This is a genomic window from Roseovarius sp. B-10 (assembly GCF_056859295.1).
Genome location: NZ_JBSXOE010000042.1, coordinates 80,926 through 94,889, shown reverse-complemented (window position 1 = coordinate 94,889; position 13,964 = coordinate 80,926). Strand labels below are relative to the sequence as shown.

Annotated in this window: 12 protein-coding genes; 8 read left to right on the top strand and 4 right to left on the bottom strand. The window is 67.0% G+C overall.

Annotated features, from left to right (window positions below):
- The first annotated feature begins 49 nt into the window (after nucleotides 1-49).
- The 7 genes from AC13D8_RS18210 (at nucleotide 50) to AC13D8_RS18180 (ending at nucleotide 8,081) form a co-directional block, all read left to right on the top strand.
- Nucleotides 50-922: an AAA family ATPase gene (locus AC13D8_RS18210; RefSeq protein ID WP_482970163.1), complete on the top strand. Its 873-nt coding sequence runs from the start codon at nucleotides 50-52 to the stop codon at nucleotides 920-922.
- Nucleotides 923-980: 58 nt separating this feature from the next.
- Entirely contained in the window at nucleotides 981-2,243 is a 1,263-nt protein-coding gene (locus AC13D8_RS18205; RefSeq protein WP_482970018.1) for a vWA domain-containing protein, read from the top strand.
- 6 nt (nucleotides 2,244-2,249) lie between these two features.
- Entirely contained in the window at nucleotides 2,250-3,218 is a 969-nt protein-coding gene (locus AC13D8_RS18200) for an XdhC family protein (protein ID WP_482970017.1), read from the top strand.
- A complete protein-coding gene (locus AC13D8_RS18195; RefSeq protein ID WP_482970016.1) occupies nucleotides 3,215-4,207 on the top strand; it encodes a molybdopterin-binding protein in 993 nt (330 codons plus the stop codon). Before AC13D8_RS18200 ends, AC13D8_RS18195 begins: the two co-directional genes overlap by 4 nt.
- Before the next feature lie 102 nt (nucleotides 4,208-4,309).
- Nucleotides 4,310-4,795, top strand: coding sequence for a (2Fe-2S)-binding protein (locus AC13D8_RS18190; RefSeq protein ID WP_482970015.1), 486 nt, complete (start codon nucleotides 4,310-4,312; stop codon nucleotides 4,793-4,795).
- Between the two features lie 120 nt (nucleotides 4,796-4,915).
- Nucleotides 4,916-7,279, top strand: a complete 2,364-nt coding sequence (locus tag AC13D8_RS18185; RefSeq protein WP_482970014.1) for a xanthine dehydrogenase family protein molybdopterin-binding subunit — start codon at nucleotides 4,916-4,918, stop codon at nucleotides 7,277-7,279.
- A 13-nt stretch (nucleotides 7,280-7,292) separates the two neighbouring features.
- Nucleotides 7,293-8,081 carry an FAD binding domain-containing protein gene (locus AC13D8_RS18180; RefSeq protein ID WP_482970013.1) on the top strand — a complete coding sequence of 263 codons (789 nt, stop codon included), beginning with the start codon at nucleotides 7,293-7,295 and terminating at the stop codon, nucleotides 8,079-8,081.
- Between the two features lie 64 nt (nucleotides 8,082-8,145).
- On the opposite strand, the gene AC13D8_RS18175 is transcribed toward AC13D8_RS18180, so the two are convergent.
- Entirely contained in the window at nucleotides 8,146-10,620 is a 2,475-nt protein-coding gene (locus AC13D8_RS18175; protein ID WP_482970012.1) for a penicillin acylase family protein, read from the bottom strand.
- Nucleotides 10,621-10,714: 94 nt separating this feature from the next.
- Between AC13D8_RS18175 and AC13D8_RS18170 the strand changes: the two genes are divergently transcribed.
- Complete coding sequence (locus AC13D8_RS18170; protein WP_482970011.1) at nucleotides 10,715-11,587, top strand: NAD(P)-dependent oxidoreductase; 873 nt, start codon at nucleotides 10,715-10,717, stop codon at nucleotides 11,585-11,587.
- Nucleotides 11,588-11,600: 13 nt separating this feature from the next.
- On the opposite strand, the gene AC13D8_RS18165 is transcribed toward AC13D8_RS18170, so the two are convergent.
- The 3 genes from AC13D8_RS18165 to AC13D8_RS18155 are packed head-to-tail and all read right to left on the bottom strand — an operon-like array spanning nucleotide 11,601 to nucleotide 13,815.
- Complete coding sequence (locus AC13D8_RS18165; RefSeq protein ID WP_482970010.1) at nucleotides 11,601-11,987, bottom strand: hypothetical protein; 387 nt, start codon at nucleotides 11,985-11,987, stop codon at nucleotides 11,601-11,603.
- Between the two features lie 60 nt (nucleotides 11,988-12,047).
- The gene (locus AC13D8_RS18160; protein WP_482970009.1) at nucleotides 12,048-13,265 is read right to left on the bottom strand and encodes an MFS transporter; all 1,218 of its coding nucleotides are present in this window, start codon (nucleotides 13,263-13,265) and stop codon (nucleotides 12,048-12,050) included.
- A gap of 46 nt (nucleotides 13,266-13,311) precedes the next feature.
- Entirely contained in the window at nucleotides 13,312-13,815 is a 504-nt protein-coding gene (locus tag AC13D8_RS18155; protein WP_482970008.1) for a flavin reductase family protein, read from the bottom strand.
- Between the last annotated feature and the right edge of the window lie 149 nt (nucleotides 13,816-13,964).

Sequence of the window (13,964 nt, the reverse complement as noted above, 5' to 3'; positions counted from 1 at the left end):
GGAGGTCTGGCAGGTGAATATCCCCCAATCCATTGGCGCAGTGCAGGACATGCTCGGTGCGCAAGGCTATGTCTGCGGGCGCGCTCTGGGCACCGTCGCCTTTCTCGCGCTGCGGCTCGGGCGGCCCTTGTTTCTGGAGGGTGAGGCCGGAACCGGCAAGACCGAGATCGCCAAAGCGCTCAGCCTTGCGCTGGGCCGCCGCCTGATCCGGTTGCAATGCTACGAGGGTCTTGATGCCGCCACCGCCGTATACGAGTGGAACTTTGCCGGGCAGATGATCGCCATCCGCACCGCCGAGGCCGCGGGCGGGGTGGATCGCGCGCATCTCAAGGACGAGGTTTTCACCGAGGAGTTCCTGATCGAGCGCCCGCTGTTGCAGGCGATGCGGCCGCAATCAGGCGGCGCGCCGGTGCTGCTCATCGACGAGATCGACCGCACCGACGAGCCGTTCGAGGCGTTCTTGCTCGAAGCCCTGAGCGATTTTCAAGTGACGATTCCCGAACTGGGCACCATCGCCGCCCCCGAGCCGCCTATCGTCATCCTGACGTCCAACCGTACCCGCGAAGTGCATGACGCGGTCAAGCGACGTTGTCTCTACCACTGGGTGGAGTACCCTGATTTCGACCGCGAGATCGAGATATTGAAGGCCCGTGCCCCCGAGGCTGCCGAAGGCCTCAGTCGCGAGGTTGTGGCCTTTGTCCAGCGCCTGCGCACCGAGGATCTGTTCAAGAAGCCGGGCGTGGCCGAAACGATCGACTGGGCCAAGTGCCTGCTGGCGCTCGACGTGGTTAGCCTCTCCCCCGAGGTGATCGCCGACACCCTGGGCGCGGTGCTCAAATACCAGGATGATATCGCGCGGTTGCAAGGTTCGGAAGCCAAGCGCATTCTGGATGAGGCGCGCGCGGGACTGGCACCTGTCTGATGTTTTTTCTTGATCGAAATACGCCGGGGGTGTGGGGGCAGTGTCCCCACGAGACGCCATGACCGAATCCGCGCCATTCGATCTGCCGGACAACCCGAAACTCACCCATAACATCGTCCATTTCGCCCGCGCGCTCAGGGCCGCCGGGTTGCCGGTGGGCCCCGGGCGCGTAATCGACGCGGTGCGCGCGGTGGCGGCGGCGGGGTTCACCTCGCGGTCTGATTTTTTCTACGCGCTGCGCGCCTGCTTGGTGACACGACCTGAACACCTGACTGTTTTCGCTCAGATATTCCGCCTCTACTGGCGCGATCCGCGCTACATGGAGCACATGATGGCGATGATGCTGCCCGCCATCCGGGGCGTGCAGGAGGACCGTGGCGCCGCCCCCGCGGAGAAGCGCGCGGCGGAGGCGCTGCTCGACGGGGTGGACCGGGCACCGCCCGAGAGCGACGGTGAGGATCTCGACGAGGAGACGGTGATCGAGATCGACGCCACCGCCACCATGTCGCGCGAGGAGCGGCTGCGCAGGCTCGATTTCGAGCAGATGTCCAACGCCGAGATCGCAGAGGCGAAGCGGATGCTGGCGCGGCTGTCGCTGCCGGTGCGTCCGCTGGCCTCTCGGCGCGGGATCGCCGATCCGCACGGGCCGAGGCTCGACGCGCGCGCGAGCCTGCGGGCGGCGCTGCGTCGGGGCGGTGAAATGCGCCGATTGCATCGCAAGACCCCGCGCGAGCGGTGGCCGAACCTTGTGGTGCTTTGCGATATTTCCGGGTCGATGAGCCAATACAGCCGCATGGTCCTGCATTTTCTTCATGCCGTTGCCAATCACAAGGGTGCTGGCTGGGCGCGGGTCCATGCCTTCACATTCGGCACGCAGCTCACCAACATCACCCGCCACCTGGCCACCCGCGACGTCGATGCGGCCCTTGCCGCCGCCGGAAAACAGGCGCAGGATTGGGAGGGCGGCACGCGGATCGGCGCCTGCCTGCACGCATTCAACCGCGACTGGTCGCGCCGGGTGATGGGGCAGGGGGCGGTGGTGCTGCTCATCACCGACGGGCTCGACCGCGAGGAGGCGGGACAACTGGGCCACGAGATGGAGCGGCTGCACCTCTCGACGCGGAGGCTGATCTGGCTCAATCCGCTGCTCCGGTGGGACGGGTTCGCGCCCAAGGCCCAAGGCATCCGGGCGATGCTGCCGCATGTGGACGCGTTCCGCGCCGGACATTCGGTTGCCACTCTCGAAGAGCTTGCCGAAGCGCTCTCGCGCGTCGAGGATGGTGGCGAGAGGGCGCGCCTGATGGCAGCGATGGAGGGGTGATAAGGCATGACGGACCGGTTTGACGATATCCCCGAGACCGCGCTCGCCTGGCACCGGGCGGGCAAGGGGGCGGCGCTCGCCACCGTGGTCGAGACTTGGGGCAGTGCGCCGCGCCGGGTGGGCAGCCAGTTGGCAATCAGCGGCGAGGGCGAGATCGCGGGCTCGGTCTCGGGCGGCTGCGTTGAGGGCGCGGTGGTGGTCGAGGCGCTGGATGCCATAGAGGCGGGCCGCCCGGAGATGCTCGAATACGGCGTCACCGATGACGACGCTTTTGCCGTGGGGCTCGCCTGCGGTGGTACGATCCGGGTGCTGGTCGAGCCGGTGGGGTCGGTCATGCCCGAGGAGGTGCTGGCCAACCTGGTGCTGGCCCGGGAAGGCCGCGTGCCGGTTGCCTATGTCACCGGCATGACGGCCCGGCGGCGGCTGGAGCGCGAGGGGCACGAGGCGCGATTCCGCATGGACCGCTCGGGCTTCGAGGAGGACGGCGAGACCTTCGTCGCCATCCACAACCCGCCGCTTCGTCTCATTGTCGTGGGGGCCGTGCACATCGCGCAGGCGCTGGTGCCGATGGCGCGGATCGCGGGCTTTGACCCAGTGGTGATCGACCCGCGCGAGAGCTTTGCCTCGGAGGCACGGTTTCCGGGCGAGACGGTTCTGGACGACTGGCCCGACGAGGGCTTGCGCGCGCTGGGGCTGGATGGGCGCACGGCGCTTGTCTTGTTGACGCATGATCCCAAGCTGGACGATCCCGCGCTCGGGGAGGCGCTGCGCTCGGAGGTGTTCTATATAGGTGCCCTGGGCTCCACCCGGACCCATGCCAAGCGGGTGGCGCGGCTGACCGACGCCGGATTCTCCGAGGTCGAGATCGAGCGCATTCATGGCCCCATCGGCCTCGATATCGGGGCGGCGGGGCCGGCGGAGATCGCGGTAAGCATCCTGGCCCAGATGACGCAGGTTCTGAGGAAAGGCACATGAAATTCGGCGCCGTGCCGCTGGATCAGGCAGAGGGTGCGATTCTCGCCCATTCCGAGCAGGTGGCCACGGGGCGGTTGCGCAAGGGGGCAGTGCTGGGCGCAGACGAGATCGCGGCGCTGGCGGCGGCGGGCTATGGCGAGGTGACGGTCGCGCGGCTGGAAGCGGGCGATCTGCACGAGGATGCCGCGGCCGATGCGCTGGCGCGCGCGCTGCATGACGGGGCCGACGGGATTGGCCTGAGTCCCCCGTTCACGGGCCGCGTGAACCTGACAGCCGAGGCGCCCGGCGTGATCTGCCTCGACGCCGCCGCCATCAACGCAGCCAACGCCATCGATTCGATGATCACTGTGGCCACCGTGCCCGACCGCCACCAGATCCGCGCGGGCGGCATGATCGCGACGGTCAAGATCATCGCCTATGGTGTGCCGAGTGCGGCGGTGGAGCGCGCGGCAGAGTCGGCGCGCGGTTCGGTCCGGCTGGCCACGGCGCGGTATGCGACCGCGAGTCTGATCGTGACGGATGTCGCTGGCGGGCCGGGCGACAAGGGCGCGGAGGCGATCGCCGCACGGGTCACCGGGCTGGGGATGGAGATGGCGGGAACGGCAACCTGCGCCCATGACGCGGTGGCGCTGGCGCGGGCGATCATCGAGGCACCGGGCGAGATCGTGCTCATCCTCACCGCCTCGGCCACCTCGGATGTACGCGACACAGCCCCGCAGGCGCTCCGCCGCGCGGGCGGACGGCTCATCCGATTCGGGCTGCCGGTCGACCCCGGCAACCTGCTGTTTCTGGGTGAGATCGGCGCGCGGCCCGTGATCGGCCTGCCCGGCAGCGCGCGCTCGCCCGTCCTGCACGGGGCCGACTGGGTGCTGGCGCGTGTCGCCTGCGGCCTGTCCTGCGGGGCCGAGGAAATCGCGGCTATGGGGGTCGGCGGGCTGCTCAAGGAAATTCCCACGCGCCCGCAGCCGCGCCGCGGCCCGCGCGGCTGACCGCCGGCGCGCGGTGGGCATGCTCAAGTATCATTTGAGTTTTGCGGAACGGACGCTAGGCTCAGGTCAGGAAGCTACGAACAAAGCAACCGGGAGGAGCCAATGCCAGAGGTCAGCATGACCGTGAACGGCAAGCCGGCGAAAGGCCAGATCGAGGGCCGAACGCTGCTTGTGGATTTCATCAGAGACAATCTCGGCCTGACGGGTACGCATGTGGGCTGTGACACCAGCCAGTGCGGTGCCTGTGTGGTGCATGTGGATGGGCGCGCAGTGAAAGCCTGCACCATCTTTGCCGCCGAGGCGGAGGGTGCCGAGGTGAAGACCATCGAGGGGATGGCCGAACCCGACGGCACGATGCATCCGATCCAGTCCGCGTTCCAGGACCATCACGGGTTGCAATGCGGATTCTGCACGCCGGGCATGGTAATGTCAGCGGCGGCCCTTCTGGCCGAGAACCCGACGCCGACGGAGGCGGAGATTCGCGACTATCTCGAGGGTAATATCTGCCGCTGCACCGGCTATCACAACATCGTGAAAGCGATCATGGCGGCGAGCGGCCAGGATGTGAGCCGGGTCGCGGCGGAATAGGCGATATCGAGGGGGCGCTGCCCCCGCGCCTGCGGCGCTCCCCCGAAGTATTTCGGGCAAGTTGAATCGCCGCGGGTCAGGGACGGGGGAGACCCCGGAAGATTCAGGGAGGATCGAGACATGCCAAAGGATGGAGGCATCGGTGCCAGCAGCAAGCGGCGCGAGGACGTGCGCTTTCTGACCGGCACGGGAAATTATACCGACGACATCAACCTGCGCGGCCAGGCCTATGTGCATTTCCTGCGGTCGGACGTCGCGCATGGGCGGCTGAACAAGGTCGATACCACCGATGCCGAGGGCATGCCCGGCGTTATCCGGGTCTTTACCGGCGCGGATTTCGAAGGTGTCGGCGGTATCCCCTGCGGCTGGCAGGTTACCGACCGGTTCGGCGAGGTGATGCAGGAGCCGGCGCACCCGGTGCTGGCGCAGGGCAAGGTGCGCCACGTCGGCGACCCCATCGCCGCCGTGGTAGCCGAGACCCGCGAGCAGGCGCGTGACGCCGCCGAGGCGATCGTCCTCGATATCGAGGAATTGCCGGCTGTCGTGGACATGAAGGCGGCGCTGGAGGACGGCGCGACCAAGGTGCATGATGATCTCACCTCGAACCTCTGTTACGACTGGGGCTTCGTCGAGGAGAACAAGGCGGCGGTGGACGAGGCGTTCGGCAAGGCCGCGCATGTCACCTCGCTGGAGCTCGTGAACAACCGGCTCATCGCCAACCCGATGGAACCGCGCGTGGCGGTGGGCGACTACAACCGCGCGAGCGACGAATCGACCCTCTACACCACATCCCAGAATCCGCATGTGATCCGGCTGCTGATGGGCGCCTTCGTGCTGGGCATCCCCGAGCACAAGCTGCGTGTGGTGGCGCCCGACGTGGGCGGCGGGTTCGGCTCGAAGATCTACCACTATGCTGAGGAGGCGTTCTGCACCTTTGCGGCGCGTGCGCTCAACCGCCCGGTCAAGTGGACCTCGACCCGATCGGAGGCGTTCATGTCGGACGCGCACGGGCGCGACCACGTGACCAAGATCGAACTGGCGCTCGATGCGGACAATAACTTTACCGCGCTGCGCACCGAGACCCATGCCAACATGGGCGCGTATCTGAGCACCTTTGCGCCCTGCGTGCCGACCTGGCTGCACGGCACTCTGATGGCCGGAAACTACAAGACGCCGCTGATCTACGTAAACGTCAAGGCGGTGTTCACCAACACCGTACCCGTGGACGCCTATCGCGGGGCCGGGCGGCCCGAGGCGACTTATCAGCTGGAGCGCGTGATAGACAAGGCGGCGCGCGAGCTGGGCGTCGATCCGATCGCGCTGCGGCGGCAGAATTTCATCACCGAGTTTCCCTATGCCACGCCGGTGGCGGTGGAATACGACACCGGTGATTACCACGCCACGATGGACAAGCTCGAGGAGATCGCCGACATCAAGGGCTTCGCCGCCCGGCGGGCCGAGAGCGAAAAGCGCGGTAAGCTGCGCGGCCTCGGCGTCAACTGCTATATCGAGGCCTGCGGCATCGCGCCGTCGAACCTCGTCGGCCAGCTTGGTGCGCGCGCGGGCCTCTACGAGAGCGCAACGGTGCGCGTCAACGCCACCGGCGGGCTCACCGTTATGACCGGCAGCCATAGCCACGGACAGGGCCACGAGACCACCTTTGCGCAGGTGATCGCCGAGATGATCGGCATCGACGCCGACCAGGTGGATATCGTGCATGGCGACACCGCCCGCGTGCCGATGGGCATGGGCACCTATGGGTCGCGCAGCCTCGCGGTCGGCGGCTCGGCGATGGTGCGCGCCACCGAGAAGATCATCAACAAGGCGCGCAAGATCGCCGCCCACCTGATGGAGGCCTCGGAGGGCGATATCGAGTTGAAGGACGGGCAATTCACGGTCGCGGGCACCGACAAGTCGGTGGCCTGGGGCGACGTGACGCTGGCGGCCTACGTGCCGCACAATTACCCGCTGGAGGATATCGAGCCGGGCCTGGAGGAGACGGCGTTCTATGACCCGGCCAACTTTACCTACCCGGCGGGGGCCTATGCCTGCGAGGTGGAAGTTGATCCCGAGACCGGGCGCGTAACTATCGAACGCTTTGCCGCCGCGGACGATTTCGGCAACGTGGTCAACCCGATGATTGTCGAGGGGCAGGTGCACGGGGGCCTTGCGCAGGGCATCGGGCAGGCGCTGCTCGAGGGCTGCGCCTATGACGAGAACGGTCAGCTCCTGACTGGCAGCTACATGGATTACGCCATGCCGCGCGCGGATGACTTGCCATTCTACCATGTCGATCATTCCTGCCAGACGCCCTGCACCCACAACCCGCTGGGCGTGAAGGGCTGCGGCGAGGCCGGGGCCATCGGCAGCCCGCCCGCCGTGGTCAACGCGGTCGTGGATGCGCTGCGCACGGGTGGCAGCAACATCACCCATATCGACATGCCGCTCTCGCCGTCGCGGGTATGGCAGGCGATGCAGGGCTGAGGGAGGACAGAACATGTATGCTTTCGAGATAGACCGGCCCACCACTCTGGCCGATGCCGTGAAGGCGCTGGGCGCCGAGGAGTCGCAGGCGCTGGGTGGCGGGCAAACGCTCATTCCGGCGCTCAAGGCGCGCCTGGCTGCGCCCGCGCAGCTCGTCGCGCTGTCGGGGGTGGACGAGATCAAGGGCATCTGTACCGCCGACGACGGTGCGCTGTGCATCGGTGGGGGCACCAGCCATGCCGACGTAGCGAAGGGCGCGGGAGCCTATCCGGCGCTGGCTGGCCTCGCCGCCAATATTGGCGACCCGGCGGTGCGCAACCGCGGCACGATTGGCGGCAGCCTCGCCAATAATGACCCGTCGGCCTGCTACCCGGCGGCGGTGTTGGCCTCGGGTGCCACGGTTGTGACCACCAACCGGCAGATCGCGGCGGATGACTTCTTTGACGGGATGTTCGCCACAGCGCTGGAGGACGGCGAGATTATCACCGAGGTGCGGTTTCCCGTGCCCGAGAAGGCCAGCTACCAGAAATTCGACCAGCCGGCCTCGCGCTTCGCGCTCGTGGGTGTGTTCGTGGCAAAATACCCGGACGGCGTGCGCGTGGCGGTCACCGGTGCGTCCGAGGATGGCGTGTTCCGCTGGTCCGAAGCCGAGGCTGCGCTCAGCTCCGATTTCTCGGCGGGCGCGGTCCAGGGCCTGAGTCTGTCGGGCGACGGTATGATCTCGGACTTGCACGGCTCGGGCGAGTACCGCGCACATCTCGTAGGCGTGATGACGCGCCGGGCAGTGGCGGCGGCGGGCTGAGGTCCGGTCACGGAATGGCCAGGTCGAGGGCTGCGTCGGGACAACCGGCGCGGCCTGCCTTCATTCACTGACCGCGCGGTTCGAGCACCGTTACCCCGACCGCCGCCGCTCGCGCGAGACCCTCGTCTAGAGACATCGGGATGTATTCGCCGCGTCTCCAGAGCTGGGCGAGGTCGTCGTAATGGCGGCTCAGGAAATGACCCGACTGGCCGGTGGATGTGATAAACACGCTGCTGTCGGGATCGGCGAAATCGTAGACACCGCGATAGCCAGCCCCGTGGACATTTTGAAAGGGGTCAGGCCCCTCAGCGCCCCGCGTGCGCCCGCGCAGGAGCGTGTTGTCACCGCCCGAGGTCGATTGGCGGATGTTGACGAAATAGCGTAGGAGCGGAACCTCGCCCAGCACCTGATGATCGTGCGTGGCCTGGTGGGCGTCGCCCCATCGCAGGCTTTCCAATGACCGGCCATAGCGCTCGGATATCCAGATCAGCGCGTCGTCGAGCGCCATCCGCGCGATGTCGGTGCAGGTCTCGCGCGCGGCTGAGTGCCGGACGTCGCACCACGCTGACGCCCCGTCCACGTCGCGAAACACCCGCTCGATGAACACCGGCTCGGGGTGATCGAAGTCGCGTACAAGTGGCCCGAGATCGTCCTCGATGAGCCGCTTCATCAGTGATCGCATCCATGCCGCGTAGATAAGTGGCTCGGGCAGGTGCTCGTTCATCTCGCCGTTCCAGTCGGCCAGCAGTTCTAGCGCGCGCTGGCGCAGGCGCTCTGGCGTGCCCTCGGGGGCGGCCTCGCCGGTGAACCACAGGTCCGCCCCGATCAGCGGCAGGAGCGAGCGCGCGGTAAAACTTACCGTGTCAAGCTGTGCCTCTATGAAACTGTCGCGCGTATGCACCTCGCGCCGCTGCATCAGCTCGCGCCAACGATGGATACGCTGCGTGTCGCCCCAGTTGTGGCTGACATGCATGGGAAAGGGGCGGTCCACGATCTTGTTGTTGGTATTGCCGAGGATGCCGCCCGAGGGGTCGATGAATTCCGGGTTCGCCGCGGTTGGCAGCATCCCCTGCCAGCGGTTCTCGGCGATCCACCCGCGCGCGGGCATGCGGCCCTCGCTCTCGTGGCGGGCGTCGCGGCGGGGCATCGCGCCGATGAGCTTGAGCGCGATGCCGGTCTCGTCTGCGACCGTCAGGTTCTGCGAGGGCGCGACGAAGAGTCGTGTGCCTTCCAGCGCCTCGGCGACCGATTGCGCCTGCATCAGCCGCATCGCCGCGGTCATGGTTGTGTCCTCGCCCGAGAGCGCGGTCCAGCTCACAGCCGCCACATGGCCCTGTGGCGTCACCTCGCCGAGGTTGTAGTGGCTGCCGGGCAGGACGGGGCCGTTTTTCGTCCAGCGTAGGGTGAGGGTGACGGGATCAGCGTCCTTGACCTCGACGATCGAGCGCGCGGTGCGAAAGGGAGCCCAGCCATCGGGCGTCAGATACTGGTTCGGATCATCGGGGTTGAGCCGTTCGATGAATACGTCCTGATCGTCGAGGTAGGACGAGGTTAGCCCCCAGCCCAGCCGTGCGCTACGGCCTGTCAGGATAGCGGGTATACCGGGAATGGTGCCGCCGATCACCCCGCCCGCCTCGAGCTCGAGTCGCGCAAGATACCAGATCGACGGCGCGGAAAAGCCCAGGTGCGGATCGTTGGCCAGTAGTGTGCCGCCCGATGCGGCGCGGTCCGGGGCTGCGGCCCAGGCATTGGACGCCCCTGCGAATGCGCGCTCCTTGAATGGCGAAAGCGGGTGGACCGGGGGCTCCGCCTCCGCCGTGTGGGCAAACTTCGCGCCGGGAACCAGGCTTGCGTAATCTGGTAAGGCCGCGATGCCGCCGCCGGGCGCGTCAGGCAGGAGGTCGTCGAGCCGGTTCTCGTCCTCGAGCGCGAGCGAGACGCGGGCGCGCAGCACCTCCTCGCTCAGATGTCCCGACAATTGCACCGCCATCAGCTTGATGAGCGCAATCGAATCGGCAGGCTGCCAGGGGGCCACGGGGGCGTTGAACATGAACTGCTCCGGTGCACCACGCCCCAGCGCCTCGCGGTTGATCTCGGTCAGGCGGGCATTGACCCCGTCGGAATAGGCCTTGAGTGCTGCCAGCGTCTTGGCATCTTGCGCAGCGACCGAGGCCCGCGCGAGATTGTAGAGATCGAAACGCCTCAGCGTGGTGTCGATCTTGACGGTACGCGGCCCGAATACCTCCGACAGCCGTCCCTGCACGGTGCGGCGCATCATGGTCATTTGCCACAGTCGGTCCTGCGCATGGGCATAGCCGAGGCCAAAGAAGGTGTCGGCGTCGGATTCACCGAAGATATGCGGCACGTTTGCATTGTCGCGCACGATCTCGACCGGGTCGGAAACCCCCTCGACGGCGAGCCGCTTGTCATAATCGGGCAGCGAGCGTGCGAGCAGCATGTAGACGATTACCACCGCCACCAGCGCCAGCGCAACCAGCCCGCCCGCGGCGCGCAACAGCCATTTAAGGATCACCGGCATCGGCGGTGCCTTTCCGAGTTTGTGCTTGCATCCCCGCCGGGGATAGTCAGAAATCCGGGGCGAGACAATGGGCACGCGACAGGAGGAAAGCGACATGGCAAAACTGGCATTTCTTGGATTGGGCGTCATGGGCTACCCGATGGCCGGGCATCTTCAGGCGGCGGACCACGAGGTCTGCGTCTTCAACCGCACTGCCGCCAAGGCCGACAAATGGGTGGCCGAGCATGGTGGACGGTCTGCCTCCACACCGCGCGAGGCGGCGCAGGGCGCCGAATTTGTGATGGCCTGTGTCGGCAACGATGACGACCTGCGCAGCGTCTGCCTGGGCGATGATGGTGCCTTCGCCGGCATGGCGGAGGGCGCGATCTTCGTCGATCACACCACCGTGTCGGCGAAGGTCACCCGCGAGCTTTATTCGGCGGCGCAGGCGCGCGGCGTGGGCTTTGTCGATGCGCCGGTCTCCGGCGGGCAGGCGGGGGCCGAGAACGGGCAGCTCTCGATCATGTGCGGCGGCGACGAGGCCGTCTATGCGCGCGCCGAGCCGGTAATGCAGGTCTATGCCAAGCTCTGCCGCCGCATCGGAGAGAGCGGCGCTGGGCAGATGACCAAGATGGCCAACCAGATTGCTATCGCCGGGCTGGTTCAGGGCCTCAGCGAGGCGCTGCATTTCGCAGAGGAGGCAGGGCTCGACGGGCGCGCGGTGGTCGAGGTTATCAGCCAGGGGGCGGCCGGTTCATGGCAGATGTCCAACCGCTACGAGACCATGCTCGATGACAAATGGAACCATGGATTCGCGGTGGACTGGATGCGCAAGGATCTGGGTATCTGCCTCGACACCGCCGACGAGGTGGGCGCGAGCCTGCCGGTTACCGCGCTGGTCGACCAGTTCTACAAGGACGTGCAGAAGATGGGCGGTGGGCGCTGGGACACCTCCAGCCTGTTGGCGCGTCTGCGCAAGCTGGGCTGAGACCCGGCCGCGGTCAGGCGACCTCCCGGTCGCCTGACAGCCATTTGCGCGTGTCGAGCGCGTCAAAGACCAGCGACACCGTATCAATGACCAGCAGGATAAGCAGATAGCCCCGGTAAGCGGGAGCGATATCCTGCGCCAGTAACCACGCCACCAGCCCCAGCATCGGTGTCCAGATCGCCACATGCGGCAGCGCCATGAGCTTGGAAAAGCCGCCCTCGGCCAGCATGATCGCGCCGTTGAGCAGCATCGCGCCCACCGCCATCGCTGCGACCCACACGCCAGAGGGGTGCGCGACAAAGGTCAGGGAGGCAGCGTTTATTGGCACGAGAATCACCGCCACCCAGAGCTGCACCCAGAGGGGCAGGCGGCGGTAGCTGTGCCAAATCTCGCGGATCATGCGCGCGCTCCCGGCTTCTTCTTGGCAAAAATACTCAGTATCCGCCGCTGCCGCCAGCGGTCAGGCCGTGCGTGGGCGCATCGCCAGCCAGATGAGCGCACCGCCCGCGAGTGTGAGGAACGGCACCATTGCAACGTTGACGGCGGTCCAGCCCGCCTCCGCCGTGCCGCCCGAGCAGTTCATCAGCCCGCCTGAGGCGAGCGAGGCGAAGGTCACGCCGCCGAACACGATGAGGTCGTTCATCCCCTGCACGCGGCCCCGTTCATGGGGCTCGTGCTCTCCTGCGAGCATGGCCGTGGCCCCGATAAAGCCGAAATTCCAGCCTAGTCCCAAGAGGATGAGCGCGGCGTAGAACCTGTCTATCGTTACCCCTGAAAGCGCCACCGCGCCGGCGCCCGCGAGGATGACGAGGCCGGTGGTCACGATCCGTTCGACCCCGAATCGCGCAATCAGGTGGCCGGTGAAGAACGATGGGATATACATTGCCAGCACATGCGCCGACACGATATCGGCGGCGTGGCCGGGCGTGAAGCCGCAGCCCACCACCGCGAGCGGTGTCGAGGTCATCACCAGGTTCATCAACGAATAGGCCACCGTCGCGCAGATCACCGCCACGGCGATGCGCGGGGTTTTCAGCAATTCGAGCCGCGAGCGTCCGCGCGGCGCGTCATGCGCGGGCACCGGCGGGCGCGGGATGTCGAGCAGCAGGAATAGCAGCGCCCCCACGATGTTGACCGCGATCACCGCGAGGTAAGTGCCGAGAAACGGGATCACCATGCTCATCGAGGTGAGCTTGACCAGTTGCGGGCCGACGATGGCGCTCAGGAGACCGCCTGCCATCACGTAGGAGATCGCCTTGGGACGGAACGCGTCGCTTGCCGTATCGGCGGCGGCGAAGCGGTAGAAGCCCTGCGCCGACATGTACGTTCCGGTCAGGAAGCTGCCCAGCAGGAACACCGGGAAGGAGGCGCTATAGAGCCCCCACGCACCCACCGCGGCGCCCACCGCGCCGAACAGCGCGCCAAGGAAGAAGCCCGTGCGCCGCCCGAAGCGCTGCATCACGTGCGCCATCGGCGTGGCCGACAGCATCGAGCCCAGCACGATGAGCGAGATGGGCAGCGTCGCGAAGCAGGGGTTGGAGGCGAGCGATTGCCCGGCCAGCCCGCCCACAACGAAGATCATCGGCATCTGCGCGCCGAGAACAGCTTGCGCACCCACGAGTACGGCCACGTTGCGGCGCGCACGGCTGTCGTCTTGGGGGAGGGCGGTGTCGGTCATGCACGCAGTGCTAGACCGCGGTCGGGGCGGGCGCAAGAGGCTGTGCTCAGCCCTCGTGTGGGCGCACGCGGTGGTAGTCGCCGCTGAGATAGGTGAGCGGCTTTTCTCCCGCCACCGCCAGCGCGCGGACCGATCCGATGCAGATGGCGTGGGTGTTGTGCAGCACGTGTTCCATCAGCGCGCAGGAAAAGCTCGTGGCGCGCGGCAGCAGGGGACCGTGCGCCCCGTAGGCGATCTCTAGGTCACGGAATCGGTCCGCCGGGTCGTCGGGCGACGGGCCGGCAAACGCGCGTGCCACGTTTACCGCGTCCTCGGGCAGGACGTTGACGCAGAATGCGCGGTTATCCAGAACCGTGCGCGCGATCCGGCTGTCGGCGCGCAGGCAGACGATGACCGAGGGTGGGTCGGCCGAGAGCGAGGTGAAGGCGCTCACCGTTGCACCCGCGCGCCCCGCCGGCCCGTCGGTCGTTACCACGGTGACGGTCGCCGCGACCTGTCGCATGGCGGCAAGGAAGGCATCGCTGTCCACGACGGCACCGGTAACAGTCACGAGGCTCTCCCTGTCGTTTGCCAGGCATGGGTAGCGGCGAAACGTGCCCCGGTAAAGGCCCGCCCCGAACGGATCAGGTAGCGTGGCCCCGTGTGGTTTCCAAGTGCCGTAACGGCAAGGTCTCGAAAAATGCCATGCGGCGGGGGGTT